26 protein-coding genes are annotated in these 22,594 nt (G+C 56.8%); 10 read left to right on the top strand and 16 right to left on the bottom strand.

Annotated features, from left to right (window positions below; translation table 11 throughout):
* Window positions 1-211 precede the first annotated feature (211 nt).
* The 4 genes from KGL31_05695 (at window position 212) to KGL31_05680 (ending at window position 7,052) form a co-directional block, all read left to right on the top strand.
* Complete coding sequence (locus tag KGL31_05695; GenBank protein ID MDE2321397.1) at window positions 212-1,006, top strand: ChbG/HpnK family deacetylase; 795 nt, start codon at window positions 212-214, stop codon at window positions 1,004-1,006.
* 699 nt (window positions 1,007-1,705) lie between these two features.
* Window positions 1,706-2,803, top strand: coding sequence for a hypothetical protein (locus KGL31_05690; protein ID MDE2321396.1), 1,098 nt, complete (start codon window positions 1,706-1,708; stop codon window positions 2,801-2,803).
* Between the two features lie 47 nt (window positions 2,804-2,850).
* The gene (locus KGL31_05685; GenBank protein ID MDE2321395.1) at window positions 2,851-3,951 is read left to right on the top strand and encodes a thioredoxin domain-containing protein; all 1,101 of its coding nucleotides are present in this window, start codon (window positions 2,851-2,853) and stop codon (window positions 3,949-3,951) included.
* Between the two features lie 380 nt (window positions 3,952-4,331).
* Window positions 4,332-7,052: a tetratricopeptide repeat protein gene (locus KGL31_05680; GenBank protein MDE2321394.1), complete on the top strand. Its 2,721-nt coding sequence runs from the start codon at window positions 4,332-4,334 to the stop codon at window positions 7,050-7,052.
* Here the strand turns inward: KGL31_05680 and KGL31_05675 are convergent.
* The 13 genes from KGL31_05675 to KGL31_05615 all read right to left on the bottom strand — a co-directional run bounded on the left by KGL31_05675 (window position 7,049) and on the right by KGL31_05615 (window position 18,299).
* The gene (locus KGL31_05675) at window positions 7,049-7,294 is read right to left on the bottom strand and encodes a transposase (GenBank protein MDE2321393.1); all 246 of its coding nucleotides are present in this window, start codon (window positions 7,292-7,294) and stop codon (window positions 7,049-7,051) included. The genes KGL31_05680 and KGL31_05675 overlap by 4 nt on opposite strands.
* A 148-nt stretch (window positions 7,295-7,442) precedes the next feature.
* On the bottom strand, window positions 7,443-8,558 hold the full coding sequence (locus KGL31_05670) for a glycosyltransferase family 2 protein (protein MDE2321392.1): 1,116 nt from the start codon (window positions 8,556-8,558) through the stop codon (window positions 7,443-7,445).
* Window positions 8,559-9,161: 603 nt separating this feature from the next.
* Entirely contained in the window at window positions 9,162-10,793 is a 1,632-nt protein-coding gene (locus KGL31_05665) for a hypothetical protein (GenBank protein ID MDE2321391.1), read from the bottom strand.
* Window positions 10,794-11,130: 337 nt separating this feature from the next.
* Window positions 11,131-12,321 (bottom strand): L-2-hydroxyglutarate oxidase, encoded by a 1,191-nt coding sequence (lhgO, locus tag KGL31_05660; GenBank protein ID MDE2321390.1) that lies wholly within the window; start codon window positions 12,319-12,321, stop codon window positions 11,131-11,133.
* A gap of 85 nt (window positions 12,322-12,406) precedes the next feature.
* The gene (gene rfbD, locus KGL31_05655) at window positions 12,407-13,264 is read right to left on the bottom strand and encodes a dTDP-4-dehydrorhamnose reductase (GenBank protein ID MDE2321389.1); all 858 of its coding nucleotides are present in this window, start codon (window positions 13,262-13,264) and stop codon (window positions 12,407-12,409) included.
* Window positions 13,261-14,277: an SDR family oxidoreductase gene (locus tag KGL31_05650; GenBank protein MDE2321388.1), complete on the bottom strand. Its 1,017-nt coding sequence runs from the start codon at window positions 14,275-14,277 to the stop codon at window positions 13,261-13,263. The genes rfbD and KGL31_05650 overlap by 4 nt, the downstream gene beginning before the upstream one ends.
* Window positions 14,274-14,843, bottom strand: coding sequence for a dTDP-4-dehydrorhamnose 3,5-epimerase (rfbC, locus tag KGL31_05645; protein MDE2321387.1), 570 nt, complete (start codon window positions 14,841-14,843; stop codon window positions 14,274-14,276). Before rfbC ends, KGL31_05650 begins: the two co-directional genes overlap by 4 nt.
* A complete protein-coding gene (locus tag KGL31_05640; protein ID MDE2321386.1) occupies window positions 14,844-15,908 on the bottom strand; it encodes a glucose-1-phosphate thymidylyltransferase in 1,065 nt (354 codons plus the stop codon).
* A 74-nt stretch (window positions 15,909-15,982) separates the two neighbouring features.
* Window positions 15,983-16,309, bottom strand: coding sequence for a DUF2304 domain-containing protein (locus KGL31_05635; GenBank protein MDE2321385.1), 327 nt, complete (start codon window positions 16,307-16,309; stop codon window positions 15,983-15,985).
* The gene (locus tag KGL31_05630) at window positions 16,306-16,992 is read right to left on the bottom strand and encodes a glycosyltransferase family 2 protein (GenBank protein MDE2321384.1); all 687 of its coding nucleotides are present in this window, start codon (window positions 16,990-16,992) and stop codon (window positions 16,306-16,308) included. The genes KGL31_05635 and KGL31_05630 overlap by 4 nt, the downstream gene beginning before the upstream one ends.
* A 175-nt stretch (window positions 16,993-17,167) precedes the next feature.
* Window positions 17,168-17,626, bottom strand: a complete 459-nt coding sequence (locus KGL31_05625) for a DUF86 domain-containing protein (protein MDE2321383.1) — start codon at window positions 17,624-17,626, stop codon at window positions 17,168-17,170.
* Entirely contained in the window at window positions 17,623-18,057 is a 435-nt protein-coding gene (locus KGL31_05620) for a hypothetical protein (GenBank protein ID MDE2321382.1), read from the bottom strand. Before KGL31_05620 ends, KGL31_05625 begins: the two co-directional genes overlap by 4 nt.
* A gap of 89 nt (window positions 18,058-18,146) precedes the next feature.
* Complete coding sequence (locus KGL31_05615) at window positions 18,147-18,299, bottom strand: hypothetical protein (GenBank protein ID MDE2321381.1); 153 nt, start codon at window positions 18,297-18,299, stop codon at window positions 18,147-18,149.
* A 661-nt stretch (window positions 18,300-18,960) separates the two neighbouring features.
* Between KGL31_05615 and KGL31_05610 the strand changes: the two genes are divergently transcribed.
* The 6 genes from KGL31_05610 (at window position 18,961) to KGL31_05585 (ending at window position 21,207) form a co-directional block, all read left to right on the top strand.
* Window positions 18,961-19,137 carry a hypothetical protein gene (locus KGL31_05610; protein MDE2321380.1) on the top strand — a complete coding sequence of 59 codons (177 nt, stop codon included), beginning with the start codon at window positions 18,961-18,963 and terminating at the stop codon, window positions 19,135-19,137.
* 18 nt (window positions 19,138-19,155) lie between these two features.
* Window positions 19,156-19,506: a nucleotidyltransferase domain-containing protein gene (locus KGL31_05605; protein ID MDE2321379.1), complete on the top strand. Its 351-nt coding sequence runs from the start codon at window positions 19,156-19,158 to the stop codon at window positions 19,504-19,506.
* Entirely contained in the window at window positions 19,487-19,918 is a 432-nt protein-coding gene (locus KGL31_05600) for a HEPN domain-containing protein (protein ID MDE2321378.1), read from the top strand. The genes KGL31_05605 and KGL31_05600 overlap by 20 nt, the downstream gene beginning before the upstream one ends.
* Before the next feature lie 88 nt (window positions 19,919-20,006).
* The gene (locus KGL31_05595) at window positions 20,007-20,432 is read left to right on the top strand and encodes a hypothetical protein (GenBank protein ID MDE2321377.1); all 426 of its coding nucleotides are present in this window, start codon (window positions 20,007-20,009) and stop codon (window positions 20,430-20,432) included.
* Window positions 20,429-20,887, top strand: coding sequence for a DUF86 domain-containing protein (locus tag KGL31_05590; protein ID MDE2321376.1), 459 nt, complete (start codon window positions 20,429-20,431; stop codon window positions 20,885-20,887). Before KGL31_05595 ends, KGL31_05590 begins: the two co-directional genes overlap by 4 nt.
* 53 nt (window positions 20,888-20,940) lie before the next feature.
* Window positions 20,941-21,207, top strand: coding sequence for an NAD-dependent epimerase/dehydratase family protein (locus KGL31_05585; protein ID MDE2321375.1), 267 nt, complete (start codon window positions 20,941-20,943; stop codon window positions 21,205-21,207).
* Window positions 21,208-21,448: 241 nt separating this feature from the next.
* Here the strand turns inward: KGL31_05585 and KGL31_05580 are convergent, their stop codons facing one another.
* The 3 genes from KGL31_05580 to KGL31_05570 form a co-directional block, all read right to left on the bottom strand.
* Window positions 21,449-21,859: an ABC transporter permease gene (locus tag KGL31_05580; protein ID MDE2321374.1), complete on the bottom strand. Its 411-nt coding sequence runs from the start codon at window positions 21,857-21,859 to the stop codon at window positions 21,449-21,451.
* A gap of 8 nt (window positions 21,860-21,867) precedes the next feature.
* Window positions 21,868-22,035 (bottom strand): hypothetical protein, encoded by a 168-nt coding sequence (locus tag KGL31_05575; protein ID MDE2321373.1) that lies wholly within the window; start codon window positions 22,033-22,035, stop codon window positions 21,868-21,870.
* 253 nt (window positions 22,036-22,288) lie between these two features.
* On the bottom strand, window positions 22,289-22,594 hold a 306-nt coding region (locus KGL31_05570; protein ID MDE2321372.1), incomplete at its 5' end, for an FAD-binding oxidoreductase.

Raw genomic sequence — 22,594 nt, 5'->3', positions numbered from 1 at the left:
CCGAGCATGCTGGAATAACGATCAGGATCTCGCCGTGCATATGGCCTCTTTCATACCCTGTCCGGGCGCTGCTGTCAAGCGAGAAGAGGGGCCACCCACTTTTGTTTTGACACTCAGGTTCATTTCATGCTTTACTTGATTTCAGCCTTTCGGCCACCGCCCACCGTAAACCATGACCTGCTTCGAGTTTTAAGAGTTGATCACGGCGACCATGAAACCTGACGCCACACCTACCGAGATACGTGTTCGACTGGTCACACGCGGCGACGACGCCGGTTGCTCGCGCAGCGCGAACCGTGCGCTTTTAGAATGTTGCGAGCAAGGCGTTCTCCGTAACGTGAGCGTGATGGTGCAGGCTCCTGCGTTCAACGATGCAGTTCGACTATTCGCAGGGCGCGACGATGTCTGTCTGGGTTTGCACGCGACATTGAATGCCGAATGGGAGTTCCCGAAATGGGGCCCGGTGCTTCCGCGCGAAAAGGTTCCGTCGCTCGTAGACGCAAACGGCTATTTCACGACCCACCCCGACGTACTGCGAGATCGAGGCGTGAGCATTAACGAAGCGATCGCCGAGGTGCAAGCTCAGCTTGATGCGGCGCGCCGGCATGGGCTCCACATCTCTTACCTCGATGAGCACATGTGCGTAGGTTCGGTGACGGGTCTGAGAGAGCGCCTCGCAGAACTGTGCCGGCGCGAAAATCTCATTTGTGCCGCGACCGTTCCCTGGCTGCCGAGCCCACAGACGCGCCCCGCCAACCTGGTGGAGTGGTGGGTTGAGCAGTTGCGACAGGTGTCCCCTGGGACCTACACCTTGGTGAGCCATCCGGTGCACGACGACGAGGAGATGCGGGCGTTTTATGGGCGCGGGCGCGGCATGGCGCGTGGGGAGATCGCGCGCCGTCGCGACGGCGTCCGGCGCGCGCTCATCAATCCCGGTTTTCGCCAAGTGTGCCGGGACCTGGGCGTAGAGTTCATTCGATACGATGACGCTCGTATCGGCACATGAGTCGGGGCCATCGTCTGTACTGATAGGGGCTGGTCGTCGTATGAACTACCCCGCGGCTTGCCGCGGGGTATCGCCTTCTGTTCTGGCCCGTCATTCCGCCTGGCCTGTGCGTCTCCGCACCTGTCTGCGTCGCACACGCGACAGGCAGGCGCAGACAAGTGCTTGACACGGAATCCAGTCTGGTCCTCTGGATACCGGCTTCCGCCGGTATGACGAACTCGCGGCAAGCTACGGGGAATCAACCCCTTGGGGATTGAAGTCGAACACAGGTTTGCCGGTGTCATTTTTGTCCATCTCTTTACCCCTTCCATATCCTCGAAAAGTGATAGGGAGCTTCCGGCCAGCGGCTGCATGCGCCGGGTTCAACTCGAACTTTGCGGGCGCACGTGCATCGTTTGGTCCGTAAACCAGCGGTAATGCGGGATGGCGATACTGACCGCGCGCCCAAAGCACGGACAAGCCGATACACGCACAGAGGGGATACCCTGAGGGCGACATGAAGGCAATCGGAATCGCCTACGTAGACCTGTTCGGCCGGTTGCAGGTCTCATTTCCCTATTGCATCGGATTCGCCTATACCTTATGATGATGCGCGTCGCATCAAGCCCCGCCGCCGCATCGTTCGGGGATGTCAACCATGCAGTAACCTCCGCGGAAACTTTCTGAAGATCGGCCGCCGCATACGAGGAGATGTGTGACATGCCATGTGGTATACCATCGACACGACATCACTGGGTCGCGATGAAATCGAAGGCGACGCATCTGCTGGCAATCGGCCTTGTGGCTCTGGGCGTCGTCGGGGCCGGAGGCGCTGCGCCACCCTACGCCCCGCTCCTGGTCAGTCCTAACGATGAAGTCACGGTGTACGGTCTCAACCCATCCCCCACATTCAAATGGCAGCCGGTACAGGAGGCCACGGCCTATCGACTGTGCGTGGCTGAGCTTGGACCGCAGCCGTTCCAGGCTCAGCAGGCATGCGGCGGGCCGGGGACGCAGGTGTATGAAGATATTACTGCTACGAGCTTCGCTCCGCCTGGCGGTCTGCCGAAGCACTTGCAGGGGAAAACGTTCGGATGGCAGGTAGCCGCGTGCAACAATCTGGGCTGCACCTATCAGGCGGCGCCTCACCGGATGACCTGGTCTGCGATCCCCCAAGCGCCGGTCTTGGATCTGCCTAACGTGGGAGAGACCCTCTATGCATTTCCCAAACTCGTGGTCGTAAAACCTGGAGCCGGGGCGGCGTTCTACAAGCTGTGCATCACCCGCCCTGGAGTTGCATGCGGCGCGGAGGACTCGGTAGTAGTTGAGTATATTGAATCGGGAAGCCCCTCCGGTAATTTTTACTATGACTTGCAAGTCGACCAGGTGCGGCGGTTTGCCGGGCAAACCGTCACGTGGACGGCGGCCGCGTGCAATGCCCTCGGATGCACCTGGCAGCAGGCGGCTCGCCGGATTACGATCGTTCCGCTCCCGGCTGCACCCGCCCTGCTCGAGCCCAATGATGGCAACGCCGCATCCTTACCTACTGAAGAATTCAAATGGTCGTCCGTCCCATGGGCGACATATTACACATTCTGTCTGTCGCAGCCGGGTGTCGCCTGCGGAACAGCCGACCCGGTAGTCCGCGAGGACATTAGAGCAAAACGATCCGCAGAGATAAGCTACACTCTCGATCTGTCGAGGGCGAAGGCGTTTGCCGGGCAAACCGTCACGTGGACGGCGGCCGCGTGCAATGCCCTCGGATGCACCTGGCAGCAGGCGGCTCGCCGGATTACGATCCCCGAAGTTCCACAATGATAATTCCGAGTCGGCATTGCCGACACACAACAAGTAAGGAGGAATAGATGCATTCGATCTTCAAACGAGGACACCGGTTGATGGGATGGCGGGTCTTTATCGTTGCGGCGCTTCTGGTATTCGTCAATTGCGCGCCGAGCGCCTTCGGGGACCTGGGGATAACCGGCGCATGGGCAGCGGAAACGACAACGCGTGGCGCCGAGGTTGTGGCAGAGGTTGATGGAAAGCCGATCACGGAAGAGGCTCTCAGGGCAAAGGTCCGAGGGCAACTGGTCAAACTGGAAGCGCAAATCTACGACCTTAAGCTGATGGGACTGGAGGACATGATCGGGGTGATGCTCCTCGAGAAAGCTGCCGCTGCCAAGGGCCTCAAACCGGACCAGTTGTTGGAACAAGAGGTTGACTCCAAAGTACCGGAGCCGACACAACTCGAAATCGAGGCATTCTACCAGGGGCAAAAAGACAAATTAAGGCAACCATTGGAGGAGGTCAAAGAACAGATCATCCAGGCGCTCAAAGAGGCGAAAACAACAGACGCGACGCGAGCCTACCTCCACACGCTCCGGGCCAACGCCAAGGTGACGCTCCACATGCAGCCGCCTCGAATCGAGGTAAGCGCGGCTGGAGCGCCGGTCAGAGGGGTCCGCGAGGCTCCTGTGACTATCGTGGAGTTTTCGGATTATCAATGTCCGTTCTGTAAGCGAAGCCAGTCGGTAACCAAACAACTGCTCCAGCAGTATTCGGGAAAGGTGAAGCTGGCGTACCGCGATTTTCCCATAAGAGGTCTCCACGCTCAGGCCCAGAAGGCTGCCGAGGCTGCACGCTGCGCCGGGGACCAGGGAAAGTACTGGGAATATCATGACCTGTTGTTCGCAAAGGCGCCTGACCTGGAGGTCGCCAGCCTGAAGCAAGCAGCTACCGCCCTGGGTCTTGATATGACGCGATTCAACGAGTGCCTCCAGCAGGATAAGTATGCGCCCTTGGTGGAGCAAGACGTACAGTACGGGGTACGATTAGGCGTGTCATCGACGCCAACCTTCTTCATCAATGGGCGGCCCGTCTTCGGCGCACAGCCCTTCTCGGTGTTTGAAAGGGTCATCGACGAGGAGTTGCAAAAGGTATTGGCGGCCTCAAAAGGAAAGTCATAAGGAGTAAGCCATGCCGGCGGGGAGGGCTTTGGCCCTCCCGAGGGACGGGCGGGATTTATCCCGCCCCTACAACATTCCCGTGATCGGGCGGAGTCAACCCCCGCCCCTACGGTTGCGTTCATCGGATCACGTCCGCAGAGACGCCCTGTGTCCGCACGACCGCGCAGAGAGCGCCAGGAACGTCATGGAGACGACGCGGCGAGGAAGACGCCGTGCAGGATGGCGCTCCGACAGGCCTCACTACACCTCCCATCGGCTTGACCAGGAACACCCATCCTGCACAGCGTTCCACGGCAGCATCCCGCAGAACAGCCACAGAGCAGATTAACGGTTCTATAATTGGCTGCAGTATGACTCTCAACAGATACTTGCGGTATTTCGTGATTGGGGGATTGTTCCTCATTCCGCTTGTTCCACTCCTCGTTTTTACGAGTCAGTATTTCCCTTTTGTTACGAGCAAGAACTTTGCGTTCCGCATTATTGTCGAGCTTATTTTTGGTGCTTGGCTCATTTTGGCGCTTCGCGACGCAAATTACCGTCCAAAATTTTCTTGGTTATCAGGCGCCGTTCTGATTTTCTTGGTAGCGATCGGGGTGGCTGACCTATTTGGTCCCTTTCCTGACAAGAGCTTCTGGTCCAACTTCCGGCGAATGGAAGGATATATCACGATCCTGCATCTCGGGGCATATTTTCTGGTGGCCGCTTCAACGCTTATTTCTGAGAATCTTTGGATATTGTTCATGCAGACCGCGCTTGGTTCCAGTGTGGTCATGGGAATCTACGCGGTACCGCAGCTCTTGGAAAAGTTTGCTGTCAACCAAGGCGAATTTCGACTCACCGGACGATTGGGGAATGCCGCTTTCTTAGCGGTTTACGCGTTACTTCATCTGTTCATCGCACTTTTTCTCCTCGTGCGCCGGAGAAACTTAAGAAGGTGGAATATCATCTATGGGCTCATCGCGAGTCTTGAACTGGTTATTCTCTACCACACCGCCACACGCAGCACGATGCTCGGGTTATTCATAGGGTTGTTTATAGCGGGATTGTCTGTAGCCCTGCTCACAAAAGGTTTCAATGGTCTGAAAAAGACCGCCATTGGCGTTATGGCTGCGCTCATTCTTGCCGTAGTTGGCTGGGCGCTCCTCAAGGATTCGAGTTTTGTAAAACAGAACCCAACGCTTGCTCGATTGACCTCCCTATCGCTGGCGGAGGTAGGTCCTAGAAAGATCGTCTGGGACATCGCCATAAAAGGCTTTGAAGAGAGGCCGATCTTTGGTTGGGGACAGGAGAACTTCAATCACGTGTTCAATAAGTATTTTGATCCGGCGACGGATCCGGCGGATCAATGGTATGTGGAGAATCGATGGTCCGATCGCGCCCACAATATTTTCCTTGACTGGCTTATCGCGGGCGGTTTAGTCGGACTTCTTTCATATCTCTTCATATTCCTTTCAGCTCTCTACTATATTTGGCAACAGAACGAGTGTGGACTTTCCTGCAACGCTCTCATAAAACGACTCTGTACGTTTTGGAAGCCGGGAGCAACTTTTCATTGTCTGCCCGAAAAAAGTATCTTGACCGGCATGCTTGGAGCGTATCTTTTCCAGAATGTATTTATGTTCGACAACCTGGCCAGCTACATCATCTTCTTCACGATTCTTGCTTATATTCACTCAATGTCCGGTCGGCCTATTAAAGCCCTGACAGAAGAGAAAATCACAATATCCGCGGGCACGATTAATCGAGTGGTCGCTCCCGCGCTGGCGTTGCTGACGGTCTTCAGCGTCTATGCGCTAAACGCCAAGGCTATTCACGCCTCGACGACCCTCAGAAGCGCTTTGCGACAACAGCCGAAAAGGCCAGCGGAAAGTCTTACCTATTTCAAACAAGCCTTGAGTTACGATTCGTTCGGCGGCCAAGAGATACAAGAAGAATTAGCCCAGGCAGCTCTACAGGTCATTCAGAATCCATCCATCGATATACAATTGAAAAAGGAGTATCACGATTTCATCGTTGGTGAACTACACAAACAACTCGGTAGAACCCCAAATGATGCGCGTTACTATCTGATCCTCGGCTTATTTTTAAACGGAGCCAGAAATGCGGATGAAGCCATTGTCGTATTGAACAAGGCGCTTGCGCTGTCTCCCAAGCAACCGACCGTTCTGCTTGAACTTGGCGTGGCTTATATGAACAAGAATCAGTACGACAAAGCGGTTGACGTCATGAAGCGAGCCTGTGAGCTTGACCCGAAATTTGACGAGGTGCGGATTCTTTACACCATCGCCGCGGTCTATACCAAGCAGTTCGAATTGGCCGACGAATTGATGACGCCGCTGGCGGGTTCACCCAAGGCGTATGATCAACGCTTGATCCAAGCGTATGCGCAAGTGGGCAACACTGTCCACCTTAATGCGGATGAAACAATTATGGTATTGAACAAGGCGCTTGCGCTGTCTCCCAAGCAACCGACCGTTCTGCTTGAACTTGGCGTGGCTTATATGAACAAGAATCAGTACGACAAAGCGGTTGACATCATGAAGCGGGCCTATGAGCTTGACCCGAAATTTGACGAGGTGCGGATTCTTTACACCGTCGCCGCGGTCTATACCAAGCAGTTCGAATTGGCCGACGAATTGATGACGCCGCTGGCGGGTTCACCCAAGGCGTATGATCAACGCTTGATCCAAGCGTATGCGCAAGTGGGGCAAAGGGATAAAGTTATCGAGCTTAAGGCGGATGAAGCCATTGTCGCATTGAACAAGGCGCTTGCCCTGTCTCCCAAGCAACCGACCGTTTTACTTGAACTTGGCGCAGCTTACATCATTAAGAACCAGTTCGACAAAGCGCTTGACGTGATGAAGCGGGCCTACGACCTTGATACAAACTTTGATGAAGCACGGATTCTTTATGCCGTGTCCGCGGTAGTTAATAAGCAGTTCGAATTGGCCGAGGAATTGATGACGCCGCTGGCGGGTTCACCCAAGGCGTATGATAAACGCTTGATCCAAGCGTATGCGCAAGCGGGGCAAAGGGATAAAGTTGTCGAGCTGTTGGAGAAGAGAAATGTCGCGAATCGAACCAAGAATATTCCCCGTTAAAAATCAGCAGTGACTTGCCATCGATCTCGCACAAGAGCCTGCTTCGCAATGTCAACTAACTTTGGGATTGACTCCTCGGATAGCTTTCCCGATGTACTCGCTCGCAGCCAGTTCCCCACCGTTGACGGCGGTAATGCCAACCTCCGGGCTGCTGCCGGTATCGTCATGTTCCCTTCCGTGACCAGTTTTACCGCTTCCTCTCGAAACTCCTTCGTGTACCTTCCCTGTGGAATCCCCTTCATTCTGACACCTCCGTCATTGTATTTTACCCGACTTTGGTGTCCAGTTTCCCATCCTACCTCACCCGGAGGGGACACTTAAGGATAGCACATCTTCGCACTCGTCGTCGGCATCAGTAATCTCCCGGTTGAGCGCTTGGTGTATCGTTTACTACTTGCCCCACGTGTAACGCGAAGAAACCGCGTAGTTCCAGACAGCTCCGACAAAGATACCGGCAATCGCCGCCAACGCCCACATGGTTTGTTGTTGTCCAAACAGGTACGATGCAACGCCCACGTTGGCAATCGCACCTAACCCACAAACTACTATGAAAGACGCTAGACCACGCAACCAGCCCCAGCCCTTCCTAGAGACATCGCGATAGGTCAGAATATTGTTGAGACTATAGTTAAATATCATGGCGATGATTACTGCCGCCGCCTGACTAACCGGGAAACTCAGGCCTATCACCTTAAAGGCGGCTGTAAGCACCGCGAAATGGACGAACGCACCCGCCACGCCCACGGAGCTAAAAGCGACGAAACGCACCGGGACATATCTCCCGACCAGCTTATCGCCAATTAGAAGCAGGAACTCCCAGGCAACAGCAGTGGAAAGCTTACTTTCGCCAGCATACCGCTTGCCAAATTGCAATGGCACCTCAGCCAGACGCAGCGGGATCGGACTAGAAGCAATGATATCGAGCAGGATTTTGAAACCCAGGGAGGACAATCGCTCCACTTCCGACTCCAAGACTTCGCGGCGCAGCATGAAATATCCACTCATCGGATCCGAAACCGGCTGCTTCGCTATCAGGCGCGAAAGTCGGGTAGCAAATGTGCTGATCCGAACACGATCTACTTCCCAGTCGCCCATGCTGCCGCCAGGCATGTACCGGCTGGCAATCACGAGATCAACCTGGTCCCCTCGGAGAATATTGAGCATCGATCTGAGAAGCATCGGATCGTGCTGCAGGTCCGCATCCATGACCGCCACGTAGGTGGCACCAGTGGCTAGCATACCTTCAATACAGGCCGACGACAGCCCGCGCCGCCCAATGCGCTTGATGCAACGCACTCTGAAATCGGATTGACCGATCTCCCAGACGGCCTCTGCGGTTCCATCCGGGGAATTGTCATCGACGAAGATCATCTCCCACGAGATCATTGGGAGCGCCTCCCGCACAAGCCCAACCAATGGGCCGACGTTGTCCCGTTCTTGAAACGTCGGAATAACGATCGTCAATTCACGAGATGAAGCACTCATCGGTTGGGTTTCTGCTGTCATGGTATTTCAACTCCAAAAAATGATGGACTCTGCGGTTCGGAATTCTTGGCATGCGTCCGGGAAGACAGCAGCAGCCGGCAGAAAAATCCAAGCGCCAAGATATATCACAAGCGCCTACTGCATAACGTCCATACGGTAAATCACGACCGATTCCGATTCCTCGACCTTATGCAGCTATTACTCGGAGCATAAAATAGCTTACTCCTCCCTTTCGCAAAGAGGGGTAAGATGGGATTTGAACGATCAGGAAATCCCTCTTCATCCCCCTTTTTTAAAGGCGGAGGTTGCTTGAGATGTTATGTAAGAGTGCAATCCAGTTAGTGCTCCCCGTAATAACCGTGGCACACCATCGCTCCACATAGCGCCGCCAGAATCCGTATTGCCTGGAGAAATGCTCATCATAGATTCCGACAAAGGTTTCATAATAGTCCTCCACACGGCGGTAGTATTCCGAAGACTGCGGATTTCGTGGACGATAAACGGCTGCAGGAGCGGACATGATTACAATGAATATTTTTATTGATAAGGGAACGTCATTCGACAAGTGATTGGTGTCGTCTCGATTAGAACGAAGGACTCATTGATGCTTTCGCCGCGGCTTTCCTAATCATTCCGACTGTTCTCCGGTTCATGTGAGGGCAGATATACTGAGCACTTCACATCCTCATACTTCGGTTTCTCAGCAAGTTGCAATACGTTTGTCGCCTTTTGAATTAACTGCAAGCGTGCCTGATCACCGTTGCAGGCCACGAGGGCGCCAAAACGCCTGTGACCTAATCGTGCCAGAGATTCCGTCATCGCCGGCGCATCCATATCTCTCGGCATCCATTCGGGCCAGGCTAGCGCACGCCGCTCGGAATAGTACGGAACTTCCGGAGACCAGTCCAAACCGAAGACCAATATCAGATCATCCGGTTGCGTGTGGCTCTTCACGAAATTCGAAACATTTGGTAGCTCCATATTGTTGGTCTTTTGAGTCGTGTAGTAGCGCTGGTAGTAACCGACAATGGAAATGCCGATAGATACGATGAATATCGCCAGACCCACCCATTTGTACGCTGTGCCTTTTTCCAAAAGACCGAGAATGCACCAACCCATTGCAATTATCAGGAATATCCCATTCGCGAAAGAATAGTAGTTATGGATTACATGCATATCAGTGAAGAGCAAAAAACCGAGAAGAAATGCGGAGATGCTCACCAGAAACGGCAATACTCTATGTGGCGCAAAAATCAGACCTACGACAGGCAGCCACCCAATAATATTGTCTCCTAAAATATCAGGAATCATCCTGGTGAAGAACGTTTGCCAGGCACTTGCCGAAAATCGCGTACTTACTGTTCCTAAGTACCATTGTCTTAAAGCGGACGACGTCATGTGCACGCCAACGACGTTCAGAGTCTTGACCTCATCTGTATAACGTGCCCACATCCAGGCAGTGAGAATCGGCATACTTACCAAGACTAGAAAGGGAATGGCCTGATGCAGCAGAGACTTGGAAAACCCAACGCGATCGATCTCTCGCCGCAAACTGCAAGCGAAGTACAAACTCGACACAAACATGAAAGCGGGCAACGTGAATGCCTTCACTAACGCCCCGAAAATTCCGAATAGCCCTCCAATGAGAACGAAGAATATCTTTTGAGTTCTAATATATATAAGCACAAAGAACAACCACCCTATCGCCAGAAACAGCGCGGTCGATTCCATCATGAACGTTCGGGACCAGAAAATATATTCTGGACTAACCAGAACGAGACTCAAGAAAATGAGGCGGCAAATTCGGGCGACTTTGAGTTCCGCGAGAACGCCCCACAATGCAACGAGAGAGAGTACGAAGAAAACTTCACTAATGAATCGGCCCGTCTGGTTGAGCGGAGTCGCAAAGGCCCTGGCCGCCGAGGCAACTATCCATTGGTATAGAGGGAATTCGAACGGAATGCTCCAGGGCATTCCAACAACTGGCGTTTCATACCTTAAAAACGGACCTCCCCTGATCAAGTAGTAACTTGTGATCGCGTTGTTGGTTTGTCTGAAACCGTGCGCGTCTGACAGGCTATTGTTCCAGCCGATCGTTGCCATCGCGCCAGACCATGTTAGGCACCCCAAAAAGATCGCTACTATGAGCCAGCTGCCTTCAAGGTCGATGGCGCGTCGACCTCCAAATCCGTCCCTGTACCCGTCCGGTTTCAAATGGTGTTGCTCGCTCATCCATTTCGTGATAAAGGCGTACATTCACAAATCTCCGCTGTCCGCTCTGTGGCTACTTAAAAGGGATCATCTTGAAAATAGACAGTGCCGACAATCTATCGGCACTCTTGACATTCACAACGGGCGTCTCTTGACCTTCACGCATAATGAATGTCGCGCGCATTTTTCTCCGACAGGTTCCTGGAGTGTACAGAAGAAGCATGATCAAGGGACGGGCTACCTACCAGAAGACGCCCATGGCCAGGCCTATGACAATGCCAACAGGTCACGCGTGACGGAATTGATAATCAGCGCCCGGTGACGATACAGGCGAGACACACCTTCCAACACCTTTCCTCCTCTACGCTCAAACTCCCTCTCCTCATCCCGTGCGGGCGAATTCCATGGGCATGGCATAGGTCTCACCGGTCTCGCCCAGCAGGCGGCTGACCGCATAGCGGGCAAACGGAATCGAGGAGGTGAAGGCAGGCGAGATAGCATTCAGGATATGGAGCGTCGGCCCGTCGGTCAGCACGACGAAATCCATCACAAGCTGCCTGGTCGGCCAGTGGACGAGCTGGGGGCGGATGCCGACCTTGGCGGCTCGCTCCAGATCCGCCTGGCGAATGGCGGGAACGAGTCGTCTGGCCTCTTGCAGCAGCGATTGCGTCAGGATCCTGCGCCAGGCCGCCAGAGCAGCCGCCCGAAAGCCGGGGTTGGCGCAGAAGAGGACGGCCTCGCGGAGCAGAATGGTGCCCGCCTCCCGATTCCATCCGTCCGACCGCTCATACTGCTCGCGTCCCCAGGCGGGAAGCGCGGTCGGCCCGACATAGACCTCTCCGTCCACGTTTCTGGTCAGGTGGACCCCCAGAAAGGGGGTCCGAAGGTCCGGAACGGGATAGATGCTTCCGCGCACAAGGTAGGACCGGTCGCGGGTCAACCGTTGATAGGTCCCTCTCACCGGAAGGATGGTGTAGTCGAGCCCCAGGCCGAACCGGTGGGCGATCCGATCCGCATGCGCGCCGGCCGCATTGATGAACTGTTCGAACCGGACTGTTCCACGCAAGGTGCGGATCGTTCGGTCACCCAGGAGATCCACGCAGGCGGTCTCATAGCGGATGGCGACTTTCCCTGATGCGACCAGTTCTTCTTCCAAGGCGGCCAGGATCGCTCGCGGTCGGATCACCGCCGTCTCCGGGACAAAGAGGGCGTACTCGTACGTGCTGGCATACGGCTCACGCTCAGCCAGAGTCTGCCGGTCGATCAGGGAGGCCTGAGCGCCGCAGGCTTCAGCCCGCCGCTTCAGCTCATGGAGCTGCTCGAGGTCGGATGGCCCCGTGGCGACGACGACCTTCCCGGTCTCCACGACGGGCAGGCCCTTGTCGCGGCAGAACGCCTTCATCTGCCGGTTACCTTCAATGCAGAAGCGCGCTTTGAGCGTGTCGGGCGTGTAATAGAGGCCGGCGTGCAACACCCCACTGTTGCGCCCGCTCGCATGCGCCCCCACGCCGGGCTCCTTTTCGAGGATCAGGATCCGGTCGGCCCCCCGTCGGACCAACTCCCGAGCGATCATGAGCCCGGTGATGCCCGCCCCGACCACGAGCACCTGGCAGTCGTTCCTCACGCTCCAACCTCACACCGGTCAACCAGGTTTCACCTCACTTGTGCCCCTTCTCTTTGAGATAGGCGTCGAGGGCCTCCGACCACGGCCGCAGATCATCGTACCCGAGCTGCTTCAGCCTGTAATGCGCCAGCGCCGAGTAGGCCGGCCGCTTCGCCTTCAGCCCATACGCAGCCGTCGTCGCCGAGCCAAAATCCGGCGTCAGCCCCAGCAACTCAAAGATCCTGGCCGCAAACTCGTACCACGAGCATTGGTCGCTGTTGGTGATGTGGTAGAGGCCGTAGGCGTCGGTGTGCACCAGCCGTTCGATGGCGTGAGCCAGATCCTTGGTATACGTGGGCGTCAGGACCTGATCGTCTACGACCCGGATCGGCCTGCCCTCGCGGGCCATGCGGATCATGGTCTCGACAAAATTCCCCCCTTTGCCGCTTGAGCCGGCTACCCCATAGAGCCCCGACGTCCGGACCACGAAGTGCTTCGGGCAGAGGGCGCGGACGAAGTACTCACCCGCCAGTTTGGATACACCATAGACATTGAGCGGGTTGGGGGCGTCGTCTTCCGTATACGGCGCGTTCTTCTCGCCTCCGAAGACGTAGTCGGTGCTCAAGTGCACCAGCCCACAATCGAGCTCCGCGCAGAGCCCCGCAAGGTTCCGTACCGCATAGGTGTTGATCTGGAAGCTCTTCTCCGGCTGCTCTTCGCAATCATCAACGCGATGAAACGCCGCCGTGTTGATAACAATGTCCGGCTTGACATCAGCAAGCCGTTTCTGCGTGGAGGTGAAGTCACAGATGTCGAGATCGGCGTGCGTCAGAGGAATACGATCCCACGCGGCCAGCGCCTGAATGAGGTCGTGTCCGAGTTGGCCGTTGGCGCCCAGCACCGCCACCTTCACAGCAGTACTCCTCGTATTTCAACTTCGTTCAGCAAGTGGCGCATCTCCATCAACTGCTTGTACCACTGAACGGTACTCGTCTTGGGATCGTCAGGATTGACAACCCCCGTGCGAAGCGCGTCGTAGACCTCTTGCGCCCCGTCATGCGGGGTATACTCCGCCTTAAATCCCAGCAGTTCACGGATTTTGCGGAAGCTCACTTGATAGGAGCGATGGTCAGGGAGGCCATACCATTCATATTCAAAGGGGACCCCCATCGCCTCCGCTACAACCTGAGCCAGGGGCATCACCCGGCAGTTTTGTTCATCCGAGCCTACGTTAAAGATCTGACCATTGATGACGTCGGTAGGGGCTTCCAGCATCTGCAGCATCGCGCGGGTTGTATCTTTCACGTGGACGAAGGGCCGCCACTGCTGGCCGTCTCGAAGAATAGGAATTTTCCCGTTCTTGAAAAGCCCACGCACCATCCCGTTCACGGCCAGATCAAAACGCATCCGGGGCGACAGCCCATACACCGTTGCCTGCCGAAGGACCGTGACACAGAACCGTTTGTCCGCTAAAGGGAGCACGTCCTGCTCGGCTTGAAGGTTGGCTTTGGCATACGTCGTCAGAGGGTTCGGCGGCGACGCTTCATCGAGCAGCCCCTCTTGGAACCCGTAGATACTGCACGAGGACGGAAGCACATATCGTTGGACGCCCATCGTCTTGGCCAGCCGGGCGATCCTGACGCGCCCCCTGTGGTTGATCTCCCAGGTCTTCTCGGGATCCAGCTCGCCTGCGGGATCATTGGACAAGGCGGCCAGATCGATGATCGCGTCGATTCCGTGAAGCGCAGACTCGTCCAACCATCGGATATCATCTTGGAGAATTTCAAGATGATCATGAGGCGCCAAGGTTTGCCGGCCGAAGAAGAACCGGTCTACCGCCACGACGGTGTAGCCCTGGTTGAGCAGAGCCGGGGTCAGCACGGACCCGATATATCCCCCGGCGCCGGTCACGAGCACTCGCTTCATGAAGGTCTGCCTCCATACGCAAAGTTGTTGTCGGCTGCCCGGAGCAGGGGAAGCTGGGCGTCCTTTGGTGACAGCAGGGGTTGCTCGGTCGGCCAGCGGACCCCCACGTCCGGGTCATTCCACCGAATGCCGCGGTCGACCTCTGGCGCATACTCCTCCGTCACTTTATACACCACATCAGCCTCGTTACTGACCACACAGAAGCCGTGGGCAAACCCCGCCGGAACATAGAGCATCCGATGATCCTTGGCGGACAGGGTGACGCCGACCCAGCGGCCATAGGTGGGTGAGCCCTCACGGATGTCTACCGCCACGTCAAAGATCTCTCCCTGGATCACGCTGACCAGTTTCCCTTGCGCTTTGGGATCCATCTGATAGTGCAGGCCCCGGAGCACGCCACGCACGGAATACGAATGGTTATCCTGGACAAAGTGCTCGGGAATACCGTTGGCTTCAAAGTCGGATCGTTTGTAGGTCTCTACAAAGTACCCTCTGTGGTCCGCAAAGGCCTTTGGTTCAACAAGAATCACCTCCGGAATCTCGAGCTGCTCGAATCGAAATGGCATCTACAGTAGAACCTCCGCATCATCGCCGATCATCAGGCGAAATGCCGTATGATTGGTCTCTTGTGTTTTCACCACAGCGTTCTTGCCGACGACGCTGTCCTCCAGCCGTGACACCCCGATGACCTGCGCCCTGTCCAGCAATACGGTATGCTCGATCACGGCCCGCTGAATGTTGCAGTCATGCCCGATGCTGGTAAAGGGTCCGATGAAGGCATCTTCTATAAGACTGTTCTCTCCGATGACGGCGGGACCACGAATCGTGCTCCGGCGCACACGCGCTCCGTGGGCCAGTTCTACCCGACCGTAGATCTTGCTGTCGTCATCGACCTTACCTTCGATCTTCTGTTGGGCAAATTCATCGAGAACAATCCGGTTGGCCTCCAGAAGATCATCCTTTTTGCCCGTATCCAGCCACCAGTCCTTCAGGACAAGGCTCTGGATGGTGTGTCCTTGTTCCAGCAGTTTCCGGATGGCGTCGGTAATCTCCAGCTCCCCACGCCAGGAGGGCGTGATCTCGGCGATGGCCCTATGAATGGCCGATGAAAAGAGGTAGACACCCACGAGCGCCAGATTGGAAGGAGGATCTTTGGGCTTCTCGATCAGGCGCGTGATCTGACCGTCGCCGTTGATCTCGGCGACTCCGAATAGTCGGGGATCCGGAACAGCTTTCAACAGGATCAGGGCTTCCGGCTGCTCCATCTGGAACGTTTCTACAAAGCCCTTGAGGTCCTGCCCGACGAGGTTATCCCCCAGGTACATGAGGAAGGGATCGTCCTGCAGGAAGGCGCGGGCCGTGCTGACGGCATGGGCCAAGCCCAGAGGCTCCTCCTGCATAATAAAGGTCATCGCCAACCCCCAGGGGTTGAGCGCCAAGGCCTCCTGAATAGCCGGTCCCGTCTCCGGCGAGAGAATGACGCCGACCTCTTTAATCCCCACTCGCGCAATCTGATCCATGACGTAATACAGGATCGGCCGGTTGGCCACCGGGATGAGCTGCTTCGCCATCGTATGCGTCAAAGGCCGAAGGCGCGTCCCTTTGCCCCCGGACAGTACAAGCGCCTTCATGCTTGCCACCTACGCCGGAATGATACGTACATTGGAATGTTTATGAGTTCCACACCGCCTCCGTGCAGCCTTCCTTACTTCTTCGCCATGAAGGCCATCTCTCGAACGATCGTCGAGAGGTCGCGCTCGATCCGCCCGATCTTCTCCTGGATGGTGAAGATCAAGAAGTAGATATAGAGCATGCCCACATAAAGGACCAAGTCTACCCCGCGATCCATCCCCAGGTATCTGGCCGCTATCGAGGTCAGGTCGGGGAAGAGGACGACGAGGAGGACCACCCCCCATAGGAGGAGCCACAAGAGGAAGGCGAGCGGTCGGAGTCGGGCATGCCGGGATTTGAGCCAGGTCAGGACCATCATCCCCACGGCGAATGCGGCCAGAAGGACCTGGATCAGTTTCACCGCGCCCCTCCCCGGAGCCACAGCCAGATGAGGTTTCTCAGCATCATGACCCCGCCGAAGACACTCTGCCCCTTCGAGAGGGAATAGTCGGTGTAGATCGGACGGATCGGCACCTCCTGAAACTTCAGGCCATTCCTCCTGATCTCCCAGAAGATTTCTGAGGAGACTTCCATCCCGTTCGACTGGATGTTGAGCGCATCAGCCGCCTTCCGGGAGAAGGCCCTCAGCCCGGACTGGGAATCGGAGGTCCGCACCCCGAACATCGCCCAGGTGATCAGGTTACAGCCGACATTCCCCACCCTCCTGATGAACGGCATCTCTGCCCTGTCCAGGGTTCGGCTCCCAATGACGACGTCGGCCTCCTTCCCAAGGATAGGCTCGACGAGTCGTGGAACATCCTGGGCGAGGTGCTGACCATCCCCGTCGAAGGTGACGATGACCTCGGCGCCGCGCCTCAAGGCAGCCACGATCCCTGTCTCCAGCGCAACACCCAATCCCCGGTTTACCACATGCCGATATAGGACGATCCCCTCGCCCTCAGCCAGCTCGGCCGTCCGGTCACAGCTTCCATCATCGACGACAATAATCTCATGGAACCCGTGGGCCTTCAGGTCCCGGATGGCCGGGATGATGGTCTGTCCCTCATTGTATGCCGGGATGACGATCAGGATCCTGCCTTGCATATGGCCTATTTTTTACCCTGTCCGGGCGCGGGTGTCAAGCGAGAAGAGGGGCCCAAAAACAGGGATAGCCGTTAGATGGGATCACACTGCAGACCGATCGCCGGTATTTTATGATCTTCTGACCAGCATCGTATGTAAGGAGAATGGGCCGCGCCTGAGCCAATCAGATCAGCCGTTACAAGGCCTGATCCAGCCTCTCAGGGTATGCTGTAAGCCACCGATGGCAGGCATTTTGCATGACTTCTATGTCACCCAACTGTCGAGAGCAGACCTGATAGAGTTCTTCGGTGGAGACCTCATGATAAAAATGCACCAACCGGTTGCGATACCCAGCCAGCAGGTGCATGATGGTTGCTTCATTCGCAGAAAGCACGCCGTGTGTCTGAAGCTTCACTGCAATCTCTTTGTATTCACTAACGCCCAAGCCATACCCCTTGGCCAGGATATGGCGACCGATATCAAACAGCGCTTCCAGACAGCGGCGCAAACACGACTCCGCTGCCCAGACGTTGCGGCGGTCCGCAAAGAAGGCTTGGCGGTCAGCAAGTGGCAGGAGCCGGATCTCAGACAGGAGCGCGTCCACCAACGCCAAACGATCGACGATCACACGCTTTGAGAGCGCCCCCGGCATCATATGCGCTCCCCCAACACCAGGGCCATCCGCTCCCGCTCCAGCGGTACGAGGTCCCCGGCCCGCCGCAACACGTAGAGATCATATTCGTCTGCCGCATACTCGTCATGGGCATAGAGGCGCTCCCCGCGGACCACCTCCGCCGCAACGAAAGGATCGGCTTCACCCAGTATAACAAGGTCCACTCGTCGGCATCTCAGGAGTCCTTCCAATGCCACGGCCAGGCGCACCTTCTCGGCCACTGACCAAGTCAGACCAGCCATAGCTTTCACGCCGATGTCCACATCTGATCGACTGGACCCCAGGTCGAAGCGCCGTCCTATGAACCAGTGCGAGACCTCCTGCGCTCGGCTCCCAAAGGCGTACAGGGCGGCTACGCCGGACTCTACACAGATCTGCTGAAGCCTTCCCAGTTGCTCAGTGTTCCCGCTCAACCGACCTTTCCTCTTAACCCCTTCCGACTTACATCAAACAATCGCACACTCAGTTCAGCACAGGGTTACGGGCAACCACATCCTTATCCTTAGACGGATAACGAGGCGCTGAATTGTTGGTACTCAGCCACGACCTTGTCGGCCAGTCCACTGGCGGCGATCTGTCCGTGACGGAGCCACATAACTGTCCGGCAGGTGTCCTGGATCAGTGTAAGATCGTGCGATACCAGGACGATCGTCACCCCGTTCGCCCCTCCGGCATTTCAGGGTTCGGATAGCATGATCCCGTATTGATCTGATTCGCTCCCGGTGTAGCAGCAAACGAATTGAGAGATCTTCAATCTCAAGGACTGGCGGCAGCCCTACCAGGTGAGCTGAAAGAGTTGAGATGTGTGACACATCAAGAATCTTGGCAGTGTAGACGAGTCGAGAGACATGGCCCGGTTGGCGGTCGCTAGACATAGTGGATGAACCGGGATTCGAATCGGTGATCTGCAATGTAGAGTCCGGGCTGACGCGCACTTCTTTCATGATTCATTGCACGTCCGATTTTGTCTCCTCCACCGGGAACCGGGGAACCTTTCTGACCTGACGAATATTAGACCGGCCTTAGCAACAGTGTCAAGCGCATTGCGCCTCCAAAAATATTTGCTTAGTGTCGATTTTATGTGGTACCGTTTTTGCGCAAACAATCATCCATAAGGCTGTTCCCCCAAAAGATATTCAGTAGCAGTTCGACTCATTCGGTCTGGGGCAGGACCTGGCGGATGCGGCGCGCATGCTTGGGGCAGCATCGGAGGCGTGCTGCCAGGCGACTCGTGAGATTGTTCGTCGTTGGTTGCCTGAGGCGCTGGACGATCTGGAAAGTCTCATCGCCCTTGATCGTCTGGAGATGCAGTAAATATGTCCATCACAGAGCTGTTGCAAGCGATCAGCGCCCGCTACCTTGGGGCGGTGTACGCCTTCGGCAGCCGAGCGACCGAAGTTACCGACCGGGTGCGCGGCAAATCGACCACGCAGCAGTCGCCTGAGTGGGATATAGACATCGGGTACAGCCTCTCCCGGGTCTCGGCTCCCTGAGAACATCGAATGGAAACTATGGACCAAATAGACAGCGGCAGGACAACTTACGCGGCATTGCTGGAGTCCTCACTGAAGCGGGTTGTGGCGGTCCTGTCCGGCCTTGAAGGGGTCAAGCGAATTAGTCTTGTGGGATCGTATGCCCGGGGCCGGGCCGATCTGTTCACCGATCTCGACATCCTGGTGGTGATGGACACGGATCTCAGCTTTATCGACCGCCTTCGCATGTTGTATCCGCTCCTGGCCCTGCCTGTGGATCTGGACCTGCTGTGCTATACCCCTGGGGAGTTAGAGCGGATGCAGGACCGACCGTACCTGAAGCATCTACGCCGAGAGGAGGTTGTCCTGTATGAGACGAGCACCTCGTGAAGAGGGCGCCAGATGGCTGCAACAGGCCGTCGAGGATCTGCGGTGGGCCGAGGATCTGGCAGAGCGCGGTGGGTATCATATCGCCTGCTTCCTGGCCCAGCAGATCGGCGAAAAGGCCCTCAAGGCATTCCTCTATGCCCAGGGCGAAGAGATCGTGGCAGGTCATTCAGTCGAGCGGTTGTGCCGAGCGGCTACCCAATATGACCCAGCATTCGACCAACTGGTCACACGATGGTCGATCCTCGATGGCTATTACATCCCGACTCGATATCCGAACAGCATACCCGACAGCATTCCGGCTCATATCTTCACTCGCGATGCCGCGAAAGAGGCCGTGCACCTGGCGAGAGAGATCGTGACCCATGTTGGCGATCGGCTGAGTCGTATGGAGGGTGAGGGTGGTGGAGGATGAGCCAAGACCTTGCCACCCAAGCGACTGGAGCAGATGAAGGCGTAGTGGCGATCATGACCCTCACAGTAGAACCCAAAGTACAGTGACCATGTCCGTCACAGAGACGTTGAAAGAGATCAGCGCCCGCTACCACCTTGGGGCGGTGTACGCCTTCGGCAGTCGAGCGACCGAAGTTGCCGGCCGGGTGCGCGGTGAGGCGGGATCATCACCGTTGCTGGAGTCGGATGTCGACATCGGGGTCCAGCCGCTCCCCGGCTACCGCCTGACGGCACAAGAGCGGGTCCGGCTCTCTATCGAGTTGGAGGATCTGCTGGAGGTGACTCGTGTGGATCTCGTGGTGCTGTCGGAAGCCGATCCGTTTCTGGCGCTGGATGTCATTCGCGGGGAACTGCTGTGGTGCGCCGACACCGACGTCCAGGCGGAGGATGAACTCTACGTCTTGCGGCGTGCCGGCGACCTGGCACCATACGCCCGTGAGCGTTGGCACCTGATCCTCTCAGGTGAGACGAGATGACCCCAGGGCAACTGAGTGCTAAGGTCATAGCGGAGCGAGCGGCGTGGATCCGGCGGATGGTGGCCTCGCTCCGGACTTTGCCTGGGGCGAGCTTCGAGACCTTTCAGTCAGATTCCCGCAACATCGCTGCAGCCGAATCGTATCTGCGCCGGGCATTGGAGGCGCTGCTCGACCTAGGTCGGCATGTCCTGGCAAAAGGCTTCGGGCAGGCTGTGAGTGAGTACAAGGATGTGGCAAATGTCCTGGCGCAGGTGGGGGTGCTGGATGCGCAACATGGGGCGCTACTTCGGGAGCTTGCCGGCTACCGAAATCGCCTGGTGCATTTCTACCATGAGGTCTCCGATCTCGAGTTGTACGAGATCTGCACAGCGAGGCTCGGCGATCTTGAGAGCCTTTTGGAGGCGATGCTCCGCTGGATCAATGCGCATCCGGAACGACTTGATCGCGAGCTCTAAAACGCACAACTCAGGATCCTGGTCACGGGGGCGCCGGGTTTCTTGGCGTTCACGTGGTCGCGAATCTGCGGGCCAAGGGGTACACGGAGATCTTTATGCCCCGGAGCCGCGACTACGATCTGACCAATCTCGACGCGGTGCGGCGGTTATTGGAAGATGCCAGTCCCGACATCACCATCCATCTGGCCGCTGCGATAGGAGGAATTGGGGTGAATCGAGAGCGGCCCGGAGAGTTCTTTTATCAGAACCTGATGATGGGCGTGCAGCTTATGGAGCAGGCCCGCCTTCACGGTGTCAGAAAATTCGTTGCAGAAGGTTGAGGCGGGACGCGTAGCACCTGTCGGATACCGCGCGGATTTTACATCAAGCATGTAGGACGTCACCCCTTTGCGGGACAGCAGGTCAAGGAGCTATCCTGTCCCTCTCCGAGGGTGCCCGATCACCCCTCGCTTCACTGGTTGATAGACAGGAGTTCTAACTGGTCCTCGATCTCGGCCGACTTCAGGGTTGCCTCTCCAAGAGTACTGTCCTCCCCGTGCTTGCCCCAGCGAACCCCGCGGACTATCGAAGTACGTCTTCGACAGTCCGCGGGGCCTCGACCGCATTCGTTAGATCACGTCGGCAAAGGCGCCCTGCGTCCTCTGGAACAGCCTGTAGCCCGCGCTGAAGGCAACGACTGAGCAGATCGCCAGGGCTGTCATAGACCCATGCGGCGGGGAAGGCGCCGCGCAGGATAACGCTCCGGTAGGCCTCAACCACCCATCCCATCGGATTGATCAGGAGTATCCATTTCAGCGACTGTGGGATCACGGAAGGAGGATAAAAGAAGGGGGTGAGAAAGAGCCACAGTGTCAGGATCATCCCAAGCAGTTGTCCGACATCACGCAGGAAGACATTGATCGCGGCCACGATCCAGGCAAGTCCAAGGGTAAAAGCCACCTGCAGCAGCAGGATGACCGGCAGGAAGAGCACAGACAGGCCTAGCCCATGGGCGCGATGAGCACCGCCGCGCCGCAGAGGATCGCCAAGCCGATCAGCTCATTGACGAGGCAGGACAGTACGATGTACGCCGGCAAGATCTCCGATGGGAAGATCGTGCGCTTGATCAGATTGGCATGCTGAAAGATCACCTCCGTGGATCGACTCATCCCATCCTGGAAGGCGTTCCACGGCGGCATCCCGCAGAACACAGGTACAGCGCAAAGATCCGGATGCCTTCCGCCGCCCCCACCTGCACCCGCAAGATGCCTGAAAAGACCAAGGTGTACAGGAGGAGCATGATAAAAGGATGTGGGCTACCTACCAAAAGAGGCCCATGGCCGAGCCTATGTACTATGCCAACAGGTCACGCGTGACGAAATTGACAATCAGCGCCCGGTGACGATACAGGCGAGACAGCATTCAGGCCTGCCCGGCTCGCTCCAGATCCGCTTGGCGGATGGCGGGCACGAGGTGTCTGGCCTCTTGCAGCAGCGATTGCGTCAGGATCCTGCGCCAGGCCGCCAAGGCAGCCGCCCGAAAGCCCGGGTTGGCGCAGAAGAGGACGGCCTCGCGGAGCAGAATGCTGACCTTCCCTGATGCGACCAGTTCTTCTTCCAAGGCGGCCAGGATCGCTCGCGGTCGGATCACCGCCGTCTCCGGGACAAAGAGGGCGTACTCGTACGTGCTGGCATACGGCTCACGCTCAGCCAGAGTCTGCCGGTCGAT

This window comes from Candidatus Methylomirabilota bacterium (assembly GCA_028870115.1).
Taxonomy (GTDB): Bacteria; Methylomirabilota; Methylomirabilia; order Methylomirabilales; family Methylomirabilaceae; genus Methylomirabilis.
This window is presented reverse-complemented; position numbering and strand designations above follow the sequence as displayed.